Below are 22,965 nucleotides of genomic sequence, written 5' to 3'. Positions count from 1 at the left end.
ATGCGAGAGGCCGTCCCTTGGGGCGGCCTTTTTCTTTGGTCCGTCCGCTGTGTGTTTGAATTAGGAAATCGTAATCTACTGCCCATAAGGAAGGCAGATCGCATGAACATCTAAAGGGCACCAAAGCGTTCCCCAGGAGGTTGCAATGCTATCGCCAACCAAATTGCTCGCCGTCGCAGCAACTGCGGCTCTATTGTCCCACGCTGCTGTTGCAGGTCCAATGGATCACGACACCGACGTTTCTCCACGGGAGGAGAACTTAGTGGAAGGTATGCCCCTTTGGGGCCCGTTCACACCAGATTTCCCACTGTCCTTGCTGATCGAGAACTGGGACAGCAGGCAGCCCGCGCCACCGACAATGGTCTAGAAACAAAGTTGTTTTCAGTTTTGCGGACAGAATTCACAGCACAAGATCAATCGCTCCATAGGCTCATACCCAAATGGAAAGTGCTACCGGCAGCACAAGGATGGTCGTGAGTGTCGACACGAGAATGAACCCGGCTACATCGGGCCCATATTCCGGCACCTGCTGGTCAATGAACAGATAAGTCGCAACCGAAGATGGCATCAGGCAGCAAAGGATCAGCGCGCCCCGTTCTGTACCGGTGAAGCCAAAGAACCAGATCAGCGCGCTGGCGATCCCCACGGCCATGACAAGATGCAGCCCGGTCAACAAAACAGCGCGCCCAAGGCTAGATATCTTCAATGTAGCAAGCGTGTGGCCCAGCGTCAGGAGCATCAACGGGATAGACAAACCACCCAAGATATCGAACGACTTGGCAATAGGCTGCGGCAAGCTTGTGCCTGTACTCATCAGGATCAGCGATGCCGCCACCGCATAGATGATCGGTGAAGTCGCTAACTTTTTGGGTGAGAATTCTCCGGCGGGGATCCACATGCCCACCGTGAAGATACTGATCAACACCACAACGACAAACGCCATCGTATAAGCCATACCCGCATCCCCCAACGCCAGTAGTGTGATCGGCAGGCCGATATTGCCTACATTGCCATGCATCAATGGCGTCAAAAAAGCGCGCACCGGCAGACGCAGCATCTTAAGTGCGGCAAATCCCAAAACGCCAAATCCAGCCACGGCCAAAGCCGCAGCACTCATCATGTCCAGAAACGTACTCACATCCAGATTGGTGGCCGCCAGGTGAGATATGATCAGTGTTGGATAGCCGACTTTCGAGACGATCCCCCCAATCACCTTGTTATCGAACGGCGCTTTGGTCAGCGCCAATCCGTACCCGATGCCTGCGCAGATCAGCACCGGCAAAACGACGTTGAAAACGTTCAGAAACAGATGCTCCAAACCCAAAACTCCGTGCCCGGCCTTTGATTGGACAGTGAATCAGCCGCACCAGTTTAGCAAGCACCCCGCGTTAACCCGCGAAGGGTGTTGAGTTTTCCAAAATTGTATCAGATATCGCCACAAACCACGGTCAGAGGTTCTTTTCATCCCTTCAGACACAACATATAGTGGGTTCTAACAACGTGTAGACAAGCACGGCGGGACTTGGGAATACAAGCATGGCACATATCATTGTAGTCGGGAATGAAAAGGGCGGCGCCGGGAAATCGACCGTCTCGATGCATGTAGCAACGGCACTGGCCCGTCTGGGCAACAAGGTCAGCACCTTGGATTTGGACCTGCGTCAGCGCAGCCTTGGCCGCTATTTCGAGAACCGCAGCAACTTTCTGAAGGGGGCCGCGCTGACACTGCCCAGCCCGCTGCACCATGATCTGCCCGAAATTGACGCCAGCACGCTGAAACCGGGCGAGAATATCTATGACCACCGCCTGTCCGCCGCCGTGGCGGAGTTGGAAAGCGACAGTGACTTCATTCTGATCGACTGCCCGGGATCGCATACACGGCTCAGTCAAGTGGCGCATTCGTTGGCAGATACACTGATCACGCCGCTGAATGACAGCTTTATCGACTTTGACTTGCTCGCACGGATTGATTCAAAGGGTGAGAAGATTCTCGGACCTTCGGTTTATTCCGAGATGGTCTGGAACGCGCGTCAGCTGCGGGCGCAGGCCGGGCTGAAACCCATCGACTGGGTGGTCGTACGCAACAGGGTTGGGACCCAGCGCATGGTCAACAAGGAAAAGATGCAACGCGCGATTGAGATGCTGTCGCAGCGCATCGGCTTCCGCGTTGCCTCGGGTTTCTCGGAACGTGTGATTTTCCGCGAATTGTTCCCTCGCGGGCTGACCTTGCTGGACCTTAAGGACATCGGGGTTAAACAGCTGAACATCTCAAACATCGCCGCCCGGCAAGAGCTGCGCGACATGATGCGTGAGCTGAACCTGCCGGGCGTGGAAATCGATTTCTGATCGCTCGACGCCCAAACACGAGCAGCCTTTCAGTGATACAGAACCGGGTCAACTTCTTCCGCCGGATCAACAATTGGATCAAGAACCAGCAGCAACCGGGTTTCGCCCGTGCCTTCAATGGGTGGTGATCGATGCAGGAGGCCTGATCTCGGGGTCTCCGGCCAACGGGTTCCGCGCAGCAGGATTGGCGATCCGGTCGGGACAGTGAACACCCGCCTTGGATCTTCTCCATTGGAGGAGATGCCATATTGCGTTCCCGTCCCACGGTATGTGCAAACAAGCCGGGCTGTGACAGCATCAATGTGGAACCGTCGACAGGCATTTGTTGCGACAACGTCCAGGCGCAACCGCACCCATGTTGCCTGCATCACATCGGAAAACACTGCGGACAACGCGGCAACATCGTCGATCAGCCGGTCTCGCTCGACACATTCCGGGGTGCCCGAGGTTTGACAAATCTTGCCCAGCGCATCGCGTACCGCGTCCGGCCGAAGGATCATACGTGCCTTGGGCAGTTCTTCCGGTTCAAGCGCGTCCAGCCAGCCCTGAAAGCGGGTCAAGGGAGCTCTGCGCCAGATCGCAGCAGCACAGCCTGGGTGATGAATCGCGCTCAGATCTTCAGGGTTCGAGGCGACGCCAACACCTATAGCGGCATCCTTCACAACCTCCCGGACAAAGCTCATGCCGCAGCCTCGGCCCGTCGCCACAGCGGGAAGGGATCGGGCAGATCCGGCAGGTCTTCGACACGGGCCGCAGCCATGGCTGGCAGCAAAGCCGCATCCAGCCGCGCTTTGAGCGTCGGCCAGTCGATACCGCTGCCGATAAACACAATCTCTTGCCGGCGATCACCCCATGGCTCTTGCCAATGGGCCTGCATATAGGCCCGAGCGCTTTCGTGATCCGGGCGGCGATCTTCGGGAACCGTTGCCCACCAGGTGCCCAGCGGCTGAACCGAGGACAATGCGCCCGCTAGCGAGAACTCGGCCACCCAATCCGGGCGCGTGGCGATCCAGAAATGCCCTTTGGCACGGATCACGCCGGGCAAGTCCCCGTTCAGCACCTCAAGGACTTTCTCGGGCACAAAGGGCTGCCGAGCACGATAGACAAAGCTGGTTACGCCATATTCTTCGGTTTCCGGCACGTGATCCGCAAACCCATAGAGTTCTTTGGCCCACATTGGATGCTCATGAGCCTTCTCAAAATCGAACATCCCGGTATCGAGAATGGCATCAGCCGCGACATCGGAATGGTTCGTTTCGATAATTTTTGCATCTGCATTTAGGCTGCGAATGATCTTGCGCGCCGCATCCACACGCTCGGGCCCTGCATCGTCAACCTTGTTTAGGATTACCACATCAGCAAACTCGATCTGGTCGGTCAGCAAATGTACCAGAGTACGCTCATCCTCTTCGCCCATCGTCTCGCCACGATCGCTCAGGAAATCATGGCTGGAATAGTCCTGGAGCAGGTTCACCGCGTCGACCACTGTGACCATAGTGTCCAGCCGCGATACATCGGACAGGCTTTGCCCAAATTCATCGCGGAAATCGAATGTAGCGGCGACAGGCAAAGGTTCGGAAATTCCGGTCGACTCGATCAACAGATAGTCAAACCGGCCTTCACCGGCCAAACGGCGAACCTCGTCCAACAGGTCGTCACGCAGCGTGCAGCAAATGCAACCGTTCGACATTTCGACCAATGTCTCATCTGTGCGCGACAGTTCGGTGTCGGCACGCACCAGATCGGCGTCGATGTTCACTTCGGACATGTCATTGACGATCACCGCCACCCGGCGGCCATCGCGATTGTTCAGAACACGGTTCAATAGCGTGGTTTTACCGGCGCCGAGAAAACCTGAAAGAACTGTTACGGGAAGCCGGGTATCGGTCATAGCATGCTACCTGTTCTGTTACGTCTGGGTTATTTGGTGCGTCAAACCGAACCGATCCGGGGTGCACCGAGCATAGATATTTTTGTTATGTAATTACATTTGTATTGGCAAGGGGTCTTTTTCCGGTTTCGCCCCCAAGGCCTGTATCAGCTGTTCGGGCTGTAGACGGTAAACAGCTCTTTCGGCTCATTCACGCCACGCAGCATGTATCGCCCAACCGAGATCAGTTCGGGCTCGCACGGATCGGCCGCGCGTGCGACGTCGTCCGATACAAGGATTCTCTGACCCAGAGATTTGTGCATCCCCGCAATCCGTGCGGCCTGATTTACCGCCGGGCCAATCACTGTAAAGTCCAATCGGGTTTCCGATCCGATATTGCCATACAGAATCTCGCCAGAATGCAGGGCCAGCGTGTAGTTTGATACCGGTAGCCCCTCGGCCTTACGCCGCTTATTGAGCTCCTGCATCCGCCTTTGCAGTAGGGGTATTGCCGACAGCGCAGCACGGGCATCTGCGTCAATTTCACCGACATCGAACATGGCCATCAGTCCGTCGCCCATAAACTTAAGGATGTTTCCACCGCAATCGTGGACCACACTAACTGCGACCGCCAAATAGTCATTCAGCATTTCGATGATCTGATCTCCGGGCAGATCTTCGGACATATTGGTGAACCCTTCCAGGTCGAAGGTCCAGATCACCGCATCAATCTGCTGCAAAGACCCGCGTCGTATTTCGCCGGACAATACCCGATCGCCGGCATCGCGCCCCAGATAAACCCGCATCAGATCCTTTGACATCACCTGGTTCTTTGCAGATTTCAGCGCCAACCCAAGATGCGGCAAAACCGCGTTGATCCGCGCTAGGTCACCATCTTCAAAACCCGTTGGCGCATCGCTGGTCCAAGACATCAGCACCCCGTCGCTGACCTTTTCGGGCCCGGTGTGGCGCACCTGTTCGGACAGATCAAAAGGGATGCCGGTCGCGTAATAATCCGTCGCACCTTCCTCTCGCAGCTCATTCAGCAGCGGAAATCGGCTTGGTTCATTTTGATCCACCAGTTTGACACGAATATCGTCCAAATCTTCGTTCAGCAAAGCATACAGGGGGCTGCGCAACCATTGCTCGCTTGGTGTGTCCGTGTTCTCGAATTTCTCAGATGTTCCGCCACTGGCCCGGTACCAACTGTAGCCAAAGCCGCCATAGGCGGGGTGCAGGGTCGACTGTGCCGCATGGAACCGCATCAAAGGGATACCCTGATCCACCAAAGTGGAACAGAAACCCTCCAACAGTTCTTCCTGCCCGGCACCTTCCAGTCCTTTCCGGACCAACCAATCAATCAGGTCGAAAAATGCAGGCGGAAGGCGGTCAGAAGGGATCATTTGAGCGTCCATGTAAATTCTTTGCAACAAATGGGTACGGATGCACCGTTCTACCAGAGGCTATTCGAAACCGGCCAGCCGTCTTAGCATTTTTCGCAGGATCGCAATCTCGTCTACATCAAACTGACCCGCCAGTTTCGCGTCATATTGCACGGCAATGTCCCGCAACTCGCGATAAGCCGAACCACCCATCGGTGTCAGTGCCAACCATTCGACGCGCCGGTCTTGATCATCCCGCGTGCGTTTCAAAAAACGGCGATTTTCCAGCTGATGCACAGCGCGGCTGATCTTGGTCTTGTGCGTCTTTGCCCGATGTCCGATCTGTTTGGCCGTCATGCTGCCAAAGAGCCCCAGATGAAACAAAACACGCCATTCGGTGCGCAGCATCCCATAGCGGTCCTTGTAGACTTTCTGAAAGTCGATCGAGGCGGATTCTGCCGCCTGATTAAGCAGGAATGGCAAAAAGTTCTGAAGGTCAAAACCGTCGGTATCGGGGAATTTATCGTTTCTCATGCTTGTTAGTTACAAAAACAACTATTATCCGACAAGCAGCAAACGGAGGAACCCCAATGAATCGTCCGGTAGAACCGCACAGTCTGACGCAGGCTAGCACGCCCGTTGGAACCCATTCCGGCTATATGCCCGGCTTTGGCAATGATTTTGAAACCGAGGCGCTGCCAGGTGCCCTGCCCCAGGGCATGAACAGCCCCCAACGCTGCAACTATGGCCTGTATGGTGAGCAGCTGAGCGGCACCGCCTTCACCGCAAACCCGCCTGAACGAACCTGGTGTTATCGCATTCGCCCCTCGGTCAAACACTCGCACCGGTATAAGAAGATCGATCTGTTTTATTGGAAATCCGCCCCCTATATCGATCCGGATGTGATCTCTTTAGGCCAGTACCGTTGGGATCCGGTTCCACATTCCGACGCTGGTCTGACCTGGTTGACCGGCATGCGCACCATGACCACGGCCGGGGACGTGAATACGCAGGTCGGAATGGCCAGCCATATCTATCTGGTTACCGAATCGATGGTTGATGACTACTTTTTCTCAGCCGATTCCGAGCTGTTGGTCGTGCCCCAGGAAGGCCGGCTGCGGTTCACCACCGAGCTTGGCATCATCGATCTGGAGCCTAAGGAAATCGCCATTCTGCCGCGCGGGCTGCTGTATCGCGTCGAAGTGCTGGAAGGGCCGGCACGTGGGTTTGTGTGCGAGAACTACGGACAGAAATTCGAACTGCCAGGCCGTGGCCCAATCGGGGCAAACTGCATGGCCAACCCACGCGACTTCAAGGCCCCGGTTGCGGCGTTTGAAGACCGCGAAGTGCCCTCGACCGTAACCATCAAATGGTGCGGACAATTCCACGTGACCAAGATCGGTCACAGCCCGCTGGATGTGGTTGCATGGCACGGCAACTATGCGCCGTACAAATATGATCTGCGCACCTACTGCCCGGTTGGGGCCATCCTGTTCGACCACCCGGACCCGTCGATCTTTACCGTCCTGACGGCACCGTCAGGCCAACCCGGCACGGCCAATATCGACTTTGTCCTGTTCCGCGAACGCTGGATGGTGGCAGAGGATACGTTCCGCCCGCCTTGGTATCACAAGAACATCATGTCCGAGCTGATGGGCAACATCTACGGCCAGTATGATGCGAAGCCACAGGGCTTTGTCCCCGGCGGGATGAGCCTGCACAACATGATGATCCCGCATGGGCCAGATCGCGAGGCGTTCGAAAATGCCTCGAACGCCAATCTTGGGCCCGACAAGCTGGACCGGACGATGTCATTCATGTTCGAAACACGCTTCCCGCAGCACCTGACCGAGTTTGCAGCCAATGAAGCGCCTTTGCAGGACGATTACATCGATTGCTGGACTTCGCTGGAAAAGAAATTCGACGGCACCCCTGGCAAAAAGTGAGTCTGAGATGAGCTTTGATGTTTGGATCACTTATGCCGCCACGGTCCTGCTGCTGATGAGCACTCCGGGGCCCAGCCAATTGTTGATGCTGTCTAACTCGGCAACAAATGGCTTGGGGCGCGGGCTTTTCACGGCGGCGGGGGACCTAACGGCCAATTTGCTGCAAATGCTGGCCGCTGGGCTTGGTTTGGCCGCCATCATTGCGACCTCGGGGGCGGCTCTAGCTGTCATCAAATGGCTGGGTGTGGCCTATTTGGTATTCCTCGGGGCCAAGATGATCTTGGGGGCAAAACGCGAAACCACACAAGCCGCGCCACGCACCAGCCGCAAGGCGCTATGGATGCAAGGGTTTGTCACGTCGGCTGCCAACCCCAAAGCTGTGGTATTCTTCGCGGCTTTGTTTCCCTTGTTTATCGACGGTGCGCTGCCATTCTGGCCCCAATTTGCCATCCTATCTGCCACTTATCTGGTCATAGACGGGCTTTTTCTGACCGCATATGGCGGTAGCGCCAGCTGGCTGGCCGCACGACTAAGGGGCACGGCCCGGTTATGGTTGGATCGGGCTGGCGGCGGTTTCATGATACTTGCCGCCCTTTTGCTAGGGCTGAAATCCCTACGTGACGCGCAATAGACTTTAGAGACAAGGATCACAGATGCCTTTGATGAAATCCTGGGTAACTTCGGCCAATGACCCGGCCCACCCCTTTCCGCTGAACAACCTGCCATATGGTGTCTTCTCGGTTGCGGAAGATGATCTGCGTTGCGGCGTGGCCATCGGTGACATGATCCTCGATGTAACGGCAGCCGAAGAAACTGGGCTGGTCGTGCTTGGCGAGGACCCGCTGTTTGACCTGCCCTTCTGGAACCCTCTGATGGAACAAGGGCCTGCCGTATGGGCCGCATTGCGCAACAGACTGACCGAGCTGCTGTCAGTAGGCGCAGGGGAGCAGGACAAGGTCGAACCTCTGCTGGTGTCGCAAGACGACGTGCAGATGCACATGCCTTTGGCAGTCAGTGAATACACTGACTTCTACGCAGGTCGACACCATGCCACGAATGTGGGCACCATGTTCCGCGGGCCGGAAAATGCGTTGCCGCCCAACTGGCTGCACATCCCGATTGGCTATAACGGGCGCGCCTCATCCGTCGTGGTGTCTGGTACGGATATCCGCCGCCCTTGGGGCCAGTTGAAGGGACCCAACGATGCCCTGCCCCGTTTTGCGCCTTCACAAAGGTTCGATATCGAGCTTGAGATGGGTGCCATTGTAGGAACCCCATCCGAGGGTCCGATCTCGGTACAGGAAGCAGATGACAACATCTTTGGCTATGTCCTGCTGAACGATTGGTCAGCCCGAGATATCCAGGCGTGGGAGTACCAGCCATTGGGGCCCTTCCAGGCAAAGGCCACCGCCACTTCGATCAGCCCCTGGATCGTCACCAAAGCCGCGCTGGAGCCGTTTCGGTGCGACACCCCTGCCCGAGAGTTCGAGTTGTTGGATCATCTGAAGGATTGCGGCCCAATGCTCTATGATATCGACCTCGAAGTTACGATGGCCCCTACGGGACAGCCGGAGACGGTGATCGCCCGGACCAACTATAACGAGATGTATTATTCCGCCGCGCAACAGCTGGCCCATCACACCACGTCGGGCTGCCCGATGAACACCGGGGACCTGCTGGGGTCTGGTACGATCTCTGGCCCTGAAACGCAAAACCGGGGGTCGTTGCTGGAACTCAGCTGGGGCGGCAAAGAGCCTCTGAAGTTGGATAGTGGTGAGACCCGCAGCTTTATTCAGGATGGCGACACGCTAACCTTGAAGGGACATGCCAAGGGCGACGGCTATGTGATCGGGTTTGGCACCTGTACGGGAACGATCCTTCCTGCGCTTGAAGATCCTTACAAAAGATGAGGCGCTGAACCCATTTTTTAAACTCGCCTATCTGAGGTGCAAAATGACCGAGACCATCCTTTATGACTACTGGCGTTCGTCGGCCAGCTATCGGGTACGGATTGCGCTTAATCTAGCCGGGATTGCGTATCGCTCGGTCTCGGTCGACCTGACGAAGGCGGCGCACAAATCTGACCAGCATCTGGGTCGAAATCCGCAGGGGCTGGTGCCCGTGCTTGAGATTGACGGCCTGCAACTGACCCAGTCATTGGCCATCATCGACTATCTGGATCAGACCCGACATCTTGGCCTTCTGCCCACCGAACCAGCGGCACGCGCCAAAGCGCAGGCATTGACGCAGTCGATTGCGATTGACATACACCCGGTTTGCAATCTGTCAGTGGCCCGATATGCGACGCATCTGAGCGGTAATGCCGAAGGGATGCCCGGGAATTGGATGAAGCGCTTTATCCGTCCGGGGCTGTTGGCGTTTGAAACCCTGCTCGGCAATTTCGAACAAACCCCCTACTGCACCGGCAAACAGCCGGGCCTTGCTGATCTGTGCCTGATCCCACAGCTATACAACGCACGCCGGTATCAGGTTGATCTGGCTGATATGCCCTGCCTTCTGAGCGTCGAGGCCGCCTGCGCAAACCACCCGGCCTTTGCAGACGCGCACCCGGACCGGCATCAGCCATAATCTCGCACACAGGACCTGTGTAGAGCTACAAGTATGCCTGTCAGAAGTCGCTGTGACGGCTATCGCAATCTACTGATCGAGAGGCCCGGACTTAAGACCTGTGTGGCCAGCTGTTCTTGGGTTACTTTTGGTCCTTCTTCACCAACTGCGCCGCGAAGGCAACGCCGGTCCCCGGACCTGCATAGGTGACCATGATTACATCATCTACGTAGACGCCATTGAAGATTCCGGATGACACATCATCCCCCGATATACCGGCCTCAGCCAACACAAATCGGGTAGGATCATCCAGACTGAAGGTGCCCATGGCTTCTTCGACAATCCACTCGGTCTCACCGATACGTCGCCAGCGGTTGGTGGCGGTGATCAGGTTGCCGTCCAGCTTGGTGATCTCCAGCTCCATCTCTGTGCGCAGCAGACCTTTGTCGTGGTTCGGGTTCGATTTGGCAAAAGCCACCAGATAGGTGCCGTGCCAAGTACCAACGATCTGAGGGAAGCCGCTGTCATCGTCGGCAGAGACAGGGGCTGCGAACATCAAAGCGATGGAAAGGGCGAGGCCACGAGCAAAAAATTGTATCATAGAAAACGGTTCCGATTGCTGGGTTGAATGCTCCCACGCTATCGTAGTGCAGACGTTTGGCAAGCTTTCTAAGCGCATCGCGTGTTTTGCTTGATCTTGCCAATTGGGCTATCGCACCGCTGCCAACCGTCTTAGATTCAGATGAAACTGCTTCACGTTGTGGTTCTGGCTAAGGGATTTGTTCGATGCCGAAAGCTGTTGTTTACACCGGTGGATGCCTGTGCGGGAACATCCGGTTTGAAGCCCTTGGGCCGGCACTCAACCCACACACGTGTTCCTGCAGGATGTGTCAGCAGCACACCGGTGCACTAACAGCCGTATGGGTCGAGTTTGCCAGGGACTCAGTAGCTTGGACTGGACCCGGAGGCGCACCCACCGCCTATCGGTCCTCTGACCATTCCAGTCGCGCTTTCTGCCCAAAGTGCGGAAGCAGTTTGGGTGCGATCGACGATGCGCCGACAATTTCGCTATTGACAGGATGTTTCGACAGCCCTGGTCGGAAGGATTTGATCCCTACCACACACTCCTATCGTGGGGCGCGTCCAAAGTGGTGGAATGTCAACATAAAAGCCGACTAGCGGAGCTTTCGCACTGTCGTTTGAGGGTTATATTTGAAACAAATGTGAACAAAAAAACCGGCGCTGGAAGCGCCGGTTTCTAAGTGTTTACTGTAGGCGACTGTGGCGGGATATCAGCCGAACACACGCCCCAATGCGCCATCGACCGCATCGGTGATCTGGTCGATATCATCCGCTGTGGCGATCAGCGCGGGTGAGAAGCACAGCGTGTTGTTCCGACCGGGAACCGAACGGTTGGTAACGCCGATGATCACGCCCTGCGCCATGCAATCGGCAACCACGGCCTGTGCGAGTTTTTCGTCCACCGGCTCTTTGCTACCACGGTCTGCGACCAACTCGGCACCCAGGAACAGGCCTTTACCACGGACGTCGCCGATGACCTTGTGCTTCTCCATCAGCGCCTGAAGGTTGCCTGTCATCCGGTCACCCATGGCCGCACAATTGCCCAGCAGGTTCTCATCCTCGATAATCCGCATGTTCTCGATTGCAGCCGCCGGACCAGCCGTGCAGCCCCCGAAGGTTGAGATGTCACGGAAATAGTTCATCGGGTCAGCCGCATCGTCCTTGAACATATCAAAGACTTCTTCGGTGGTTACGAGGCAAGCAATGGCTGCATAGCCCGAAGCAACACCCTTAGCCATGGTCACAAAATCAGGCTTCACGCCGTATTGCTGGTAGCCAAACCAAGTGCCAGTCCGACCAACGCCGCAAACGACCTCATCAATATGCAGCAACACGTCGTATTTCTTGCAGATCTCTTGTACGCGCTGCCAGTAACCTTCAGGCGCTTCGATCACGCCACCCCCGGCGGTGACTGGCTCAAGGCACAGTGCACCGACGGTGTCGGGGCCTTCGCGCAGGATCACCTCTTCAATCTGATCCGCTGCCCATTCACCGAAATTCTCTTCGGGCGCGCCGTCCAACTCGTGCTTGCGGTACTCCATGCAGTGCGGCACGCGGATGAAATCGGGTGCGAACGGTCCGTATTGCGCGTTGCGCTCATCCTGCCCGCCAGCCGACATCGCGGCCAAAGTCGAGCCATGATAGTCGCGGTCACGATACAGAATTTTGGTTTTCTTGCCGCCATAGCGCTTATGCGCAATTTGACGGATCATCTTAAAGGCTTTCTCGTTCGCCTCAGAGCCTGAGTTGGTGTAATATACCCGGCTCATGCCCGGCATCTTTTCAATCAGTTTTTCCGCAAACAGCGCGCCGGGAATCGAGCCCGCCGAATTGGCGAAGTAACACAGCTTCATCAGCTGGTCATAGACGGCCTTGCAGATCGATTCGCGGCCATAGCCGACATTCACGGTCCAGACGCCACCGGAGACCGCATCCAGATGCTCTTTGCCTTTCTGGTCCCAGACACGCATGCCCTTGCCTTCGACAATGATGCGGGGATCATTGGTTTCAAAGGGTTTATGCTGGATCAGGTGATGCCAGATATGGGCGCGGTCAGCTTCAACCACGCGGGAAAGATCGTTTTCACTGAACGTTCCGTCCATGACATGTCCTTTCAATCAGGTGCGGTGTTTAGGGTGTGGGTTAGGCCCCACAATAGCATGTGTTCAAGATGGCTCAGATCACCGCGAATGACCGCTGGAATATAGGGCCAGATCACATGTTAGCATACATCCAGAACGCAGGTTTGGCGTATTTCTACGGGTTTGTCAGCGGCGCATGTTTGTGCTCAAGTCAGCCAACACGCGAATGGGGAGGATTGGCGTATGCAAGCAACCAACATATACGAGCGTCATCTGGACAAGACCCGCGCGAACTACACGCCGCTATCCCCGCTCAGTTTCATTCAAAGGACGGCGGCGGTGTATCCGGACTACCCGTCCGTCGTATATGGAGATCGCCGGTATACCTGGGCGCAAACCTACAGCCGCTGCCGCAGGTTGGCCTCGGCATTGGCGGCGCGGGGTGTTGGAAAAGGCGACACAGTATCTATCATCGCCGCAAATATTCCCGAGCTTTATGAGGCGCATTTTGGTGTGCCGTTGGCCGGGGCGGTTCTGAACGCGATTAACACGCGGCTGGATGCTCCGATCATTGCATTCATCCTGACCCATTCCGAGGCGAAAGTTTTGCTGGTCGATCCGGAGTTTTCAGCGGTGGTCAAAGAGGCGCTGTCACAAATCGAGCACGACATTCTGGTTGTTGATATCGAAGACCCCAGCTTTGACGGCGGCGAAAGACTGGCGGGTCTAACCTACGAGGCTCTGTTGGCAGAAGGTGACCCGGACTATGATTGGCAGTTGCCTGACGATGAATGGGACGCGATTACGCTGAACTACACATCCGGGACCACGGGTAACCCTAAAGGTGTGGTCTATCACCACCGTGGCGCTGCGTTGAACGCGCAGTCTGATCTACTCGATTGGGACATGCCGCGCCATTCTGTTTATCTGTGGACCCTACCGATGTTTCATTGCAACGGTTGGTGTTTCCCATGGGCGATGGCGGCGAATGCGGGGGTGTCAGTCTGTCTGCGCGCCGTTCGGGCAGAACCGATCTATGCCGCATTCCGGGATGAGAAGGTTACTCATTTTTGCGGGGCGCCGATTGTTTTGAATATGCTGGCACATGCGCCGGACCACCTGAAAGACTTCGACCATCAGATCAAGGTGATGACAGCAGGTGCGCCGCCCCCCGCCGCAGTCATCGAAGCAATGGAGGCGATGGGGGTCGAGGTGACTCATGTTTACGGTCTGACCGAGACATACGGTCCTTCGGTCGTCTGCGCTTGGAAAGAAGAATGGAATGCGCAAAGTCCCGAGGATCGCGCGGCGCTGAAGGTGCGACAGGGCGTACCCTATTCAGCGCTATCTGGGCTGATGGTAGCCAATCCCGAGACGCTGGAGCCTGTACCGGCAGATGGCGAAACCATGGGTGAGATCTTCATGCAAGGCAATGTGGTGATGAAAGGGTATCTGAAGAACGCGGACGCCACCGATGCGGCGTTCAACGGCGGGTGGTTCGCGTCAGGCGATCTGGGTGTGATGCATCCAGACGGCTACATCGCGCTGAAAGACCGATCCAAGGACATCATCATCTCGGGGGGAGAGAATATCTCATCCGTCGAGGTGGAGGACGTTTTGTACAAACACCCTGCGGTAATGGAGGCAGCGGTCGTTGCGCGCCCGGACGAAAAGTGGGGTGAAACACCCTGTGCCTTCGTCGAGCTGAAGCCCGAGGTCAGCACGACCGAAGCGGAACTGATAGCGTTCTGTCGGGACAACATGGCCCATTTCAAAGCGCCCAAAACGGTTGTGTTTGGAGCCTTACCAAAGACGTCTACCGGAAAGATCCAAAAATTTGTCTTGCGTGATCAGGCACGGGCGTTGGAGTAGGTCAATCAAAGAGCGATAGGTCGAACGGAAAAACCTCAGCCATTCACAAGGCGCGATCGCAATGATCGGCAAGGCGACCCCCGCTGTCAGGTTGGGTCAACACTTTCAGCCAATAACGATCTAAGTCGCCCACACCATAACTCGATCAGACGTGCCGGCGACGAACCCCAATTGGCGGCTCAAGCGCAGGTGAGCAGCGGGAGGTAGGCAATATGGCTTCATATTGCTTCACGCCTGTGTGTCACACCGCTCTTATGCTTACTATCTAGTTGTATTGCTAGGTTTTGGTGGAGCCTAGGGGAGTCGAACCCCTGACCTCTTGCATGCCATGCAAGCGCTCTCCCAACTGAGCTAAGGCCCCATCTAGGTACTGCCGCGGCAGTGGACGGACGTTTATGAGACGGGGGCGGCGAGTGCAAGTCCAAAAATGGATACGCGCCAAACTTTCCGTCTGGATCCAAGGGATGTCCCGAGGCCGCCTCAAGCCGCCTCGGGGCACAGATCAATTTTCGTCTTCGGAAGACATATCCTTGATGTCATCCAACGACACATCGTCGTTGTTGTCATCGTCATCATCCAGCAGATCGTCGTCAAGATCCACATCGACGTCTTCGTCATCGTCCAGAACCAGATCTTCTTCGGAGGCTTTCTCGCGCGCTTTGGCCGTTGCCGCATCTTCGGCATCGGCGGCGATCATCCGGCTTTTGCCGGTTTCAAGCTCCACGACCTCGCCCGTATAGGGGCTGACGATCGGGTCTTTATTCAGGTCATAAAACCGCTTACCGGTGGTCGGGCAAACGCGCTTTACGCCCCATTCTTCCTTGGGCATGTCAAATCCCCTTGATATCAGGTGAGTCGTCTTAAAGATTCAGTTCACCTGCCACAGGCGGCGGGCACTGTCAAAGCCTTTGCGCGGAAGAGGATGGGATATGGGGGAACATGCGTTGCCGGGTACGCCGCCTGTGCCATTGACGCTGCGCAAATCGGCGCGGGCGCGGCGGATCAGCCTGCGGATTTCCCAATTGGATGGGCGGGTTACGCTAACTTATCCGCATGGCGTGCCCGAGACTGAGGCGCTGAGTTTCGCGCGCAGCAAAGAGGGCTGGATTCGACAGCATCTGGAAGGCCAACCTGATCCCGAACAAGTGCGCGTTGGCAGCGTCATCCCGGTTGAGGGGCGCGAACGTCGAATCGTAAACGCAACCGGCCGACGGGTTTTGTTGAGCGAAAACGAAGTCGCTGTTCCAGCCGGGTCAGAAGAGCGCCGCTTGGCCCGGTTCTTGAAGGAACTGGCGCGGGATCGGTTGACCGAGGCTTGCGATGACTATGCCGCCATGCTGGGACGCTCCTACAACAGCCTGACTCTGCGGGATACACGCTCGCGCTGGGGGTCCTGCAGTTCCGATGGGAGTTTGATGTTCTCGTGGCGGCTAATCCTCTCGCCGCCTGAGGTTCTGCACTATGTCGCGGCGCATGAGGTGGCGCATCTGGTTGAGATGAACCATTCGCCCGCGTTCTGGGCGCAGGTCGACCGCATTTTTGGACCCTATGACACACCACGCCGCTGGCTGCGCGAGTATGGAGCAACCCTGCATCTATACCGTTTTGATTCCGATGCGAGTTGACGCTGCGGTTTTTTGTGATCACATGAAGCCATGTTAGCGACACGTCCCTCAGATTCTCAAATCGCAACGCATGATCGGGTGTACCGTGCCCTGCGGTCCCGAATCTTGCACGGAGAGATTTCACCGGGTGAGGCACTGACCCTGCGGGGGATTGGTAAAGAGTTCGACGTCTCGATCACCCCCGCGCGCGAAGCGGTGCGGCGTTTGGCTGCCGAGGGTGCCTTGATCCTGTCCTCGTCTGGCCGCGTGTCGACACCGGAGCTGACGAATGACCGGATCGAAGAATTGGCGGCACTGCGGGCGTTGCTAGAGGTTGAACTGGCTAGCCGCGCCTTGCCGCGTGCGCATATCGCACTGATCGACCGTTTGCAGAGCATTAATATGACCGTCGCCGAGATGGTGACGAAACGAGATGCGGTGGGATATATCCGGTCCAATCTGGAATTTCACCGCACGCTTTATTTGCGGGCCCAAGCCCCCGCGATGTTGGCTATGGCCGAAACTGTCTGGCTGCAGCTTGGCCCTACGATGCGTGCGCTTTATGGCAGACTGCGCCGTACCGAGCCGCCACATTATCACAAGCTGATCATAGCCGCGCTCAAGGCCGGGGATGAGCCTGGTCTTCGCCTTGCCGTGCGTTCGGACGTGACACAGGGCTTGCGATTGCTGGTCAGTTAAGCGACGAACCGCCTACCTGTCGAATTCGTCCCGGTCCCTGTCTGTCGTTCTGGTTTGCGCGCGTGCTCTGCGCTAGGCTGAGGCAAATCACAAACAAGAGCAGATGTCAGACATGATCAATCGACGGACCTTTTCAATCGGCCTTGGCGCGGCGGTCTTGGCGGGGTGTAGCAGCGGGGTTGCTCCGGCACGGGCGCCCGCATCACGCATGCAATCTGTCCCGAATGCAGGATATGATACCTGGGTTGCTGGTTTCAAAACCCGAGCGTCTTCTCAGGGCATCTCGCAATCCACCCTGAACCGCGCCTTTCAGGGGGCAGGTTATCTGCCCGGCGTGATTGAGCGTGATCGCAATCAGGTCGAATTCAAACGCTCGCTGGAGGATTATCTGGCCATCGCCGCCTCGGATGAACGGATCAGCACCGGCCAGCAGATGCTGCAGCGTTACAACGGCACGCTTTCTCAGATCGAAGCACAATATGGCGTCGACAAAGAGGTGGTCGTGGCCGTTTGGGGACTGGAAAGCCGTTATGGCGCGCGGCGCGGGGATGTGCCGGTGATCTCGGCTACGTCAACGCTGGCCTATGACGGGCGGCGCGGTGCGTTCTTCGAAAAACAGCTGGTGGCAGCGCTGCGGATCATTCAGGAGGGTGATACCTCGCCCTCAAACATGACCGGCAGCTGGGCCGGGGCGATGGGTCATACACAGTTCATCCCGACCTCGTATCTGGCTTATGCGGTTGATTTCACCGGTGACGGACGGCGCGATATCTGGTCCGAGGACCCGACGGATTCGCTAGCCTCAACTGCCGCCTATTTGTCGCGAGCGGGTTGGGTGCGTGGTCAACCCTGGGGCGGAGAGGTCGGCACCGTATCGGGCACGCCCGTCGCGGTTTTACAGCCGCAGGTTCCGGGACCCCAAATCGCCGTGTTCCGCAATTTCAATGTGATCAAGCGGTACAACAACTCGGACAGCTACGCGATTGGCGTCGGGCACTTGTCCGACCGGATCGCCGGGGGGGCGCCGTTCAACGTCTCGTTCGGGCCGGATGCAACGGGTCTGACTCTTGAGGACCGGAAGGACCTGCAACGCCGCCTGACGGTAGCCGGGTACGACACGCAAGGCGCGGATGGGGTGATCGGCAAGAATACCGAGGCCGCGATCAGCGGCTATCAGCGCGCGAATGGCTTGGCCGTAACCGGCATGCCTTCGGTTGAGTTGTTGCGCCGTTTGGGCGGCTGACGAGTTACGCCGCCAGTCCCTTTGAGCCAATATCCAGGAACTTCTGACGGCGGTCTTTGATCAGGGCCGCCGCGTCTTTGCCGTCCAGCTCTTTCAGCATGGCAGCGATTGCCGCGCGAACCGACTCGACCGTCTCGGGGCGACCGCGATGGGCACCGCCCTTGGGTTCGGTGATAATGCGGTCGCAGACGCCCAACTTGTAGAGGTCTTGGGCGGTTAGGCGCAGCGCTTCGGCGGCCTCACGCATCTTCTCGGAATCTTTCCAGAGGATCGAGGCGCAGCCTTCGGGCGAGATGACCGAATAGACCGAGTGTTCCAACATCGCAACGCGGTTTGCAGTGGCAAAGGCGACGGCCCCACCGGACCCACCTTCGCCGATAATAACCGAGACCAGAGGCACTCCTATCTTCAGGCACATCTCGGTCGACCGGGCAATCGCCTCAGACTGGCCGCGTTCTTCTGCCCCTTTGCCAGGATAGGCGCCGGCAGTGTCGATCAGGGTGATAACAGGCAGACCAAAGCGACCGGCCATTTCCATCAGGCGCACAGCTTTGCGATACCCCTCGGGGCGGGCCATGCCGAAATTTCGCTCGATCCGCGATTTGGTATCCGAGCCCTTTTCGTGACCGATCACCATCACTGGCTGATCATTGAACCGGGCCAGTCCGCCAATTACGGCCAGATCGTCGGCAAAGTTCCGATCCCCAGCTAACGGTGTGAATTCCGTGAACAAGGCATCGACATAGTCTTTGCAATGCGGGCGTTCTGGGTGACGCGCCACCTGACATTTCCGCCAGGGGGTCAGATCCGCATACAACTCATCCAGCAGCTTGGCGGCCTTGGCGTCCAGTGCTGCGGCTTCTTCGGCCACATCCATCTCTTCATTGGCGCGAGCCAGCGCGCGCAACTCTTCCGCTTTGCCTTCGATCTCGGCCAAGGGTTTTTCGAAATCCAGATACTGGGTCATGCCGCCTCACCTGCGTGAAATTTCCTAGCTATATGCCGCGTGGTTGCCCCGGATGCAACTCAGCAAGATTTGTGGTTCAAGAATATGCAAATTCAGTCGGGCGAGGAAGAAAGGGAAGACACCAATGGTGACCCGCTACGAAGACCGAGTGCTGCGCGTTCTGACATATATTCATGACAACCCCGCCGGGGACCTGTCACTGGATGCGTTGGCCGATGTCGCCGCAATGTCGCGCTTCCACTGGCACCGCGTGTTTCGGGCGCTGACGGGCGAGACCTGCGCGCAAGCGGTGCGAAGGTTGCGACTGCATCGCGCCGCGACCTGGCTGTTACAATCCGACAGGCCGGTGCCGCAGATTGCAGCCGAGATTGGGTATCCCAATCTCAAGTCCTTTACGCGGGCATTTTCTCAGGCCTATGGCAGAAGCCCTGCCACCTTTCGCAAAACAGGCCAAGTTCTTCCGTCGCATCCACATTTCAAAACCGGAGAATATCCCATGTATCCTGTGACGACGCGAACAGAACCCACCCGCCGCATTATTGCCCTGCCCCATAAAGGCGCTTACTCCGAAATCGGCAGAAGTTTCGAAGCCTTCGGCGCCCTGTGTGAATCCCGACAATTGTGGCCCCAGATGGGCCCGGTGATCGGAATTTACCTGGATAACCCTGAAGCAGTGCCCGCGGATCAGCTACGCAGCTATGCCGGCGCTGAATACCGGGGTGATGAGACGCCCGATGGTATGGAAGGTATGAACATTCCGGGTGGGAAAACGGCGGTACTGACGTTCAAAGGCCCGTATTCCGGCATACATGCGGCCTATGACAGCCTGTTCGGAAACTGGCTTCCGACCTCGGGCGAGGAACCGGCGGATCAACCATGTTATGAGGTCTACCTCAACGATCCACGCGAGACCGCGCCCGAGGATCTGCTGACGGAAATCTGCCTGCCGTTGAAGTGATCAATTGGGCCAAAGAACTGGATAGAGCGATGCGATCAACAGCGCGGCCATCGTCCAGTTGAACACCACCAACCGGCGCGGATTCGTCAGGAACCGCGCCATTTGTTGACCCAGTACCGTCCACGTGCTGACCGAGGGCAAGTTGACCGCCCCAAAAACAAGCGCGACGATGAGGATGACATTCAGCGTCTGGCCCGGCGCATAGGCGGTTGTGGCGGTCAGGGCCATTGCCCAAGCCTTTGGGTTGACCCATTGGAACGCGGCCGCTTGCATAAAGGTCATCGGCGTACCGACCTCGGCACTGTTCTCAGTTGGGGCTGCATGCGCGATCTTCCAGGCCAGGTACAGAAGATATACGACCGAGGCGATTTTCAGTATCGTGTAACTGATGGGATACTGATTGAACAGTTGCACCAGGCCAGCGCCCACCAGCAGAACCATAAAGGTAAAGCCCAGACCAATCCCAAGCATATGCGGGATCGTCCGGCGAAATCCGAAATTCGCGCCCGACGCCATCAGCATCAGGTTGTTCGGCCCCGGTGTGATCGAGGAGACGAAAGCAAAGGCAATCAGGGCGAGCAGGATATCGTAGGTCATCGGACGAATATTTGCGGCAACTTACGCAAATGAAATTGCGTTCTTGTGCGCTATTGCAATAACTTCACAATTAATGGCGAAAATTGATCAAATAAACCGTGATATATTGCGAGAGCTGACAGCGGATGGGCGCATTAGCAACCTGGAACTGGCGGATAGTGTTGGTCTGTCCCCTTCGGCCTGTTTGCGGCGTGTGCAGGAGCTTGAGAAGGCCGGGGTGATCTTGGGCTATCGCGCGGTCTTGAACCCGGTTGCGCTGGGCAAAGGTTTTGTCGCTTATATCGGCGTCGGTTTGGGTGAACATACCAAAGCGGCCCAGGAAGGGTTCGAACGCGCGTTGCAGCGTGCACCGGAAGTTGTCGAGTGTCACAACATCACCGGAACGATCGAGTATCTGCTGCGCATAGAATGCGCCGACCTGCCATCCTACAAAACCTTTCATACCGAAGTGCTGGGCACGCTGCCGCACGTGACGTCGATCACCTCTTATGTGGTTATGGGGTCTCCCAAGGATCAGCGCGCTTGAGCTTGATATTGTGATCTATCACTCTCTTGCGAGGTAAAAAATCTCGTCATAGTGTTAACTCAATGACGACGCCGATGGGTCCAGCCCGAAGCAAGGCGCGCACAGGGAGATAAATATGAACTACATTCCAATAGGGGCAATGGCACCTGCCATCGCGCTTCTCGCTGGAGTTGCTGTCGCAGCCCCTTTGAAATTGCAACCCGCTGATCCGCAGCCCAGCCCCAAGGCAGGGCTGGATGTGAAATACGCGTGGGAGGGGAACCCCCCACGAAAAATTCAGAACCTGTCCAAAGTGGACTACCTTTTGAAAAAGGCCAAAGCAGGGCCACCCTTAAAGGGGTTGGACTATCGCGATACTGAAGACGGCGACCCAGTTCTCACGTTTGATAAGGCATACAACGTTGCTGCCGACATTACTGGATACATCCGTTTTGATTCAGCTGGCGTCTATGAACTGGAAACATGGTCGAACGATGGGCTTGATGCGTGGATCGGTGGGCAGCAGATTGGGTATGTGAACGACCGCCAGCCATGCGAAGCCAATCAACGGACCGAGGTTGAAGTTCCGCAAGCGGGTTGGTACCCATTGAAGATAAAGTATTTCCAGAAATACGGGTCGTCCTGCCTGATGATGAAATGGGGCAAGCAGGGTGAAAGGTTCACCTGGACGCCAGATGAAGTATTTGGCCGATAGTCTAATGATCTGTTGGAAAAAGGCGCCGCAATGGGTGCCTTTTTTTGTATTTGCTTAGCCGTTTGCGGCGATCAGTTCGGCCTGAGCCACGATGACTTCGGCCTGCTTGATCGATGCGATGTCGACAAGACGGCCTTTGTAAACGGTGGCTCCTTCTCCATTGGCTTTGGCCTGCTCCATCGCGGCCAGAATCTCACGCGCTTCCGAGACGGCTTCGTCCGATGGTGTAAATACCTCATTGGCCAGCGCGATCTGCTTGGGGTGGATCGCCCATTTGCCGACCATACCCAATGTTGCCGAGCGTTTGGCCTGAGCGATGTAGCCGTCGTCATCACTGAAATCGCCGAATGGCCCATCGACTGGCAGAACACCATGTGTGCGGCAGGCGGCGACGATAGCGGCTTGCGCCCAGTGCCAAGGGTCAGACCAGTGCTTCTCGCCTTCGCGCAGCATATAGTAGTTCTCTTGCGTGCCGCCGATCCCGGTGGTCTGCATTCCCATCGATGCCGCGAAATCCGCAGCACCCAGGCTCATGGCCTGCATGCGTGGAGATGACGCCGCGATCTCTTCGACGTGGGCAATGCCTGCGGCGGATTCGATAATGACCTCGAACGAGATCGGTTTGGTTCGGCCCTGTGCACGCTCGATGGCCGTGACCAGTGCATCAACTGCATAGACATCGGCCGCGCAGCCAACCTTGGGGATCATGATTTGATCCAAGCGGTCACCAGCCTGTTCCAGAACATCCACCACATCGCGGTACCAATAAGGTGTATCCAGTCCGTTGATCCGCACAGACATGTATTTCCCGCCCCAATCGATGGTGTTCAGCGCCTCGATCACATTAGCCCGCGCGACTTCTTTGTCAGAGGGTGCTACGGAATCTTCGAGGTCCAGATTGATCACATCCGCAGCAGACGCGGCCATTTTGGGAAACAATTTGGTGTTCGAGCCCGGGCCAAACAATTGGCAGCGATTTGGCCGGGCCGGTGCGGCGGGTTGGATGCGAAAACTCATCGGGACCTCGTGT

24 protein-coding genes and 1 tRNA gene are annotated in these 22,965 nt (G+C 56.8%); 13 read left to right on the top strand and 12 right to left on the bottom strand.

Annotation, left to right across the window (positions count from 1 at the left end):
* Nucleotides 1-430: 430 nt before the first annotated feature.
* The gene (locus ACR0DH_RS14420) at nt 431-1,318 is read right to left on the bottom strand and encodes an AEC family transporter (RefSeq protein ID WP_480550037.1); all 888 of its coding nucleotides are present in this window, start codon (nt 1,316-1,318) and stop codon (nt 431-433) included.
* 218 nt (nt 1,319-1,536) lie between these two features.
* Here ACR0DH_RS14420 and ACR0DH_RS14415 point away from each other — a divergent pair, with 218 nt between their 5' ends.
* The gene (locus ACR0DH_RS14415; protein WP_480550038.1) at nt 1,537-2,346 is read left to right on the top strand and encodes a division plane positioning ATPase MipZ; all 810 of its coding nucleotides are present in this window, start codon (nt 1,537-1,539) and stop codon (nt 2,344-2,346) included.
* 29 nt (nt 2,347-2,375) lie between these two features.
* Here ACR0DH_RS14415 and ACR0DH_RS14410 read toward each other — a convergent pair whose 3' ends face one another.
* From ACR0DH_RS14410 to ACR0DH_RS14395, 4 genes are all read right to left on the bottom strand, one after another.
* Entirely contained in the window at nt 2,376-3,029 is a 654-nt protein-coding gene (locus tag ACR0DH_RS14410) for a DUF1826 domain-containing protein (RefSeq protein WP_480550040.1), read from the bottom strand.
* Nucleotides 3,026-4,237: a GTP-binding protein gene (locus ACR0DH_RS14405; RefSeq protein WP_480544934.1), complete on the bottom strand. Its 1,212-nt coding sequence runs from the start codon at nt 4,235-4,237 to the stop codon at nt 3,026-3,028. The genes ACR0DH_RS14410 and ACR0DH_RS14405 overlap by 4 nt, the downstream gene beginning before the upstream one ends.
* Nucleotides 4,238-4,383: 146 nt before the next feature.
* On the bottom strand, nt 4,384-5,619 hold the full coding sequence (locus tag ACR0DH_RS14400) for an adenylate/guanylate cyclase domain-containing protein (RefSeq protein WP_480550042.1): 1,236 nt from the start codon (nt 5,617-5,619) through the stop codon (nt 4,384-4,386).
* Between the two features lie 60 nt (nt 5,620-5,679).
* Nucleotides 5,680-6,132, bottom strand: a complete 453-nt coding sequence (locus ACR0DH_RS14395) for a MarR family winged helix-turn-helix transcriptional regulator (RefSeq protein ID WP_480550044.1) — start codon at nt 6,130-6,132, stop codon at nt 5,680-5,682.
* 56 nt (nt 6,133-6,188) lie between these two features.
* On the opposite strand from ACR0DH_RS14395, the gene hmgA reads away from it, so the two are divergent.
* From hmgA to maiA, 4 genes are read left to right on the top strand one after another with little or no spacing between them, the layout of a single operon-like run.
* Nucleotides 6,189-7,544 carry a homogentisate 1,2-dioxygenase gene (gene hmgA, locus ACR0DH_RS14390; protein ID WP_480550046.1) on the top strand — a complete coding sequence of 452 codons (1,356 nt, stop codon included), beginning with the start codon at nt 6,189-6,191 and terminating at the stop codon, nt 7,542-7,544.
* A 7-nt stretch (nt 7,545-7,551) separates the two neighbouring features.
* Nucleotides 7,552-8,175, top strand: coding sequence for a LysE family translocator (locus ACR0DH_RS14385; RefSeq protein ID WP_480544930.1), 624 nt, complete (start codon nt 7,552-7,554; stop codon nt 8,173-8,175).
* A gap of 22 nt (nt 8,176-8,197) precedes the next feature.
* On the top strand, nt 8,198-9,454 hold the full coding sequence (gene fahA / locus ACR0DH_RS14380; protein WP_480550049.1) for a fumarylacetoacetase: 1,257 nt from the start codon (nt 8,198-8,200) through the stop codon (nt 9,452-9,454).
* A 43-nt stretch (nt 9,455-9,497) separates the two neighbouring features.
* On the top strand, nt 9,498-10,133 hold the full coding sequence (gene maiA, locus ACR0DH_RS14375; protein WP_480550051.1) for a maleylacetoacetate isomerase: 636 nt from the start codon (nt 9,498-9,500) through the stop codon (nt 10,131-10,133).
* Between the two features lie 121 nt (nt 10,134-10,254).
* Here maiA and ACR0DH_RS14370 read toward each other — a convergent pair whose 3' ends face one another.
* Complete coding sequence (locus ACR0DH_RS14370; protein ID WP_480550053.1) at nt 10,255-10,713, bottom strand: hypothetical protein; 459 nt, start codon at nt 10,711-10,713, stop codon at nt 10,255-10,257.
* A gap of 185 nt (nt 10,714-10,898) precedes the next feature.
* Between ACR0DH_RS14370 and ACR0DH_RS14365 the strand changes: the two genes are divergently transcribed.
* The gene (locus ACR0DH_RS14365) at nt 10,899-11,291 is read left to right on the top strand and encodes a GFA family protein (RefSeq protein ID WP_480550055.1); all 393 of its coding nucleotides are present in this window, start codon (nt 10,899-10,901) and stop codon (nt 11,289-11,291) included.
* A 113-nt stretch (nt 11,292-11,404) separates the two neighbouring features.
* Here ACR0DH_RS14365 and ACR0DH_RS14360 read toward each other — a convergent pair whose 3' ends face one another.
* Nucleotides 11,405-12,796, bottom strand: a complete 1,392-nt coding sequence (locus ACR0DH_RS14360; RefSeq protein WP_480550057.1) for an aminotransferase family protein — start codon at nt 12,794-12,796, stop codon at nt 11,405-11,407.
* Between the two features lie 222 nt (nt 12,797-13,018).
* On the opposite strand from ACR0DH_RS14360, the gene ACR0DH_RS14355 reads away from it, so the two are divergent.
* Complete coding sequence (locus tag ACR0DH_RS14355) at nt 13,019-14,647, top strand: acyl-CoA synthetase (RefSeq protein WP_480550059.1); 1,629 nt, start codon at nt 13,019-13,021, stop codon at nt 14,645-14,647.
* 285 nt (nt 14,648-14,932) lie between these two features.
* Here the strand turns inward: ACR0DH_RS14355 and ACR0DH_RS14350 are convergent.
* Together ACR0DH_RS14350 and ACR0DH_RS14345 are read right to left on the bottom strand one after the other, a co-directional pair.
* Nucleotides 14,933-15,008: transfer RNA gene (locus ACR0DH_RS14350), tRNA-Ala, on the bottom strand.
* Nucleotides 15,009-15,149: 141 nt separating this feature from the next.
* Entirely contained in the window at nt 15,150-15,476 is a 327-nt protein-coding gene (locus tag ACR0DH_RS14345; protein ID WP_480550061.1) for a TIGR02300 family protein, read from the bottom strand.
* A 100-nt stretch (nt 15,477-15,576) separates the two neighbouring features.
* Here ACR0DH_RS14345 and ACR0DH_RS14340 point away from each other — a divergent pair, with 100 nt between their 5' ends.
* From ACR0DH_RS14340 to ACR0DH_RS14330, 3 genes are all read left to right on the top strand, one after another.
* Nucleotides 15,577-16,272, top strand: a complete 696-nt coding sequence (locus tag ACR0DH_RS14340; RefSeq protein WP_480550063.1) for a M48 family metallopeptidase — start codon at nt 15,577-15,579, stop codon at nt 16,270-16,272.
* 30 nt (nt 16,273-16,302) lie between these two features.
* The gene (locus ACR0DH_RS14335) at nt 16,303-16,950 is read left to right on the top strand and encodes a GntR family transcriptional regulator (protein WP_480544922.1); all 648 of its coding nucleotides are present in this window, start codon (nt 16,303-16,305) and stop codon (nt 16,948-16,950) included.
* A 112-nt stretch (nt 16,951-17,062) separates the two neighbouring features.
* Nucleotides 17,063-18,193 (top strand): lytic murein transglycosylase, encoded by a 1,131-nt coding sequence (locus ACR0DH_RS14330; RefSeq protein ID WP_480544921.1) that lies wholly within the window; start codon nt 17,063-17,065, stop codon nt 18,191-18,193.
* Between the two features lie 4 nt (nt 18,194-18,197).
* On the opposite strand, the gene ACR0DH_RS14325 is transcribed toward ACR0DH_RS14330, so the two are convergent.
* Nucleotides 18,198-19,160, bottom strand: coding sequence for an acetyl-CoA carboxylase carboxyltransferase subunit alpha (locus ACR0DH_RS14325; RefSeq protein WP_480550065.1), 963 nt, complete (start codon nt 19,158-19,160; stop codon nt 18,198-18,200).
* Between the two features lie 124 nt (nt 19,161-19,284).
* Between ACR0DH_RS14325 and ACR0DH_RS14320 the strand changes: the two genes are divergently transcribed.
* Nucleotides 19,285-20,118 carry an AraC family transcriptional regulator gene (locus tag ACR0DH_RS14320; protein ID WP_480550067.1) on the top strand — a complete coding sequence of 278 codons (834 nt, stop codon included), beginning with the start codon at nt 19,285-19,287 and terminating at the stop codon, nt 20,116-20,118.
* Here ACR0DH_RS14320 and ACR0DH_RS14315 read toward each other — a convergent pair whose 3' ends face one another.
* Nucleotides 20,119-20,715, bottom strand: a complete 597-nt coding sequence (locus tag ACR0DH_RS14315) for a LysE family translocator (RefSeq protein ID WP_480550069.1) — start codon at nt 20,713-20,715, stop codon at nt 20,119-20,121.
* A gap of 73 nt (nt 20,716-20,788) precedes the next feature.
* On the opposite strand from ACR0DH_RS14315, the gene ACR0DH_RS14310 reads away from it, so the two are divergent.
* Both ACR0DH_RS14310 and ACR0DH_RS14305 read left to right on the top strand, forming a co-directional pair.
* Nucleotides 20,789-21,241 carry an Lrp/AsnC family transcriptional regulator gene (locus ACR0DH_RS14310; RefSeq protein WP_480550070.1) on the top strand — a complete coding sequence of 151 codons (453 nt, stop codon included), beginning with the start codon at nt 20,789-20,791 and terminating at the stop codon, nt 21,239-21,241.
* A 115-nt stretch (nt 21,242-21,356) separates the two neighbouring features.
* Nucleotides 21,357-21,935, top strand: coding sequence for a PA14 domain-containing protein (locus ACR0DH_RS14305; protein ID WP_480550072.1), 579 nt, complete (start codon nt 21,357-21,359; stop codon nt 21,933-21,935).
* Nucleotides 21,936-21,989: 54 nt separating this feature from the next.
* On the opposite strand, the gene ACR0DH_RS14300 is transcribed toward ACR0DH_RS14305, so the two are convergent.
* Nucleotides 21,990-22,952: an L-malyl-CoA/beta-methylmalyl-CoA lyase gene (locus ACR0DH_RS14300; RefSeq protein WP_480550074.1), complete on the bottom strand. Its 963-nt coding sequence runs from the start codon at nt 22,950-22,952 to the stop codon at nt 21,990-21,992.
* Between the last annotated feature and the right edge of the window lie 13 nt (nt 22,953-22,965).

Source organism: Ruegeria sp. I1, assembly GCF_056532675.1.
Note: the sequence above shows the minus strand (reverse complement) of the source record. Positions and strands in the feature narration are given on the sequence as shown.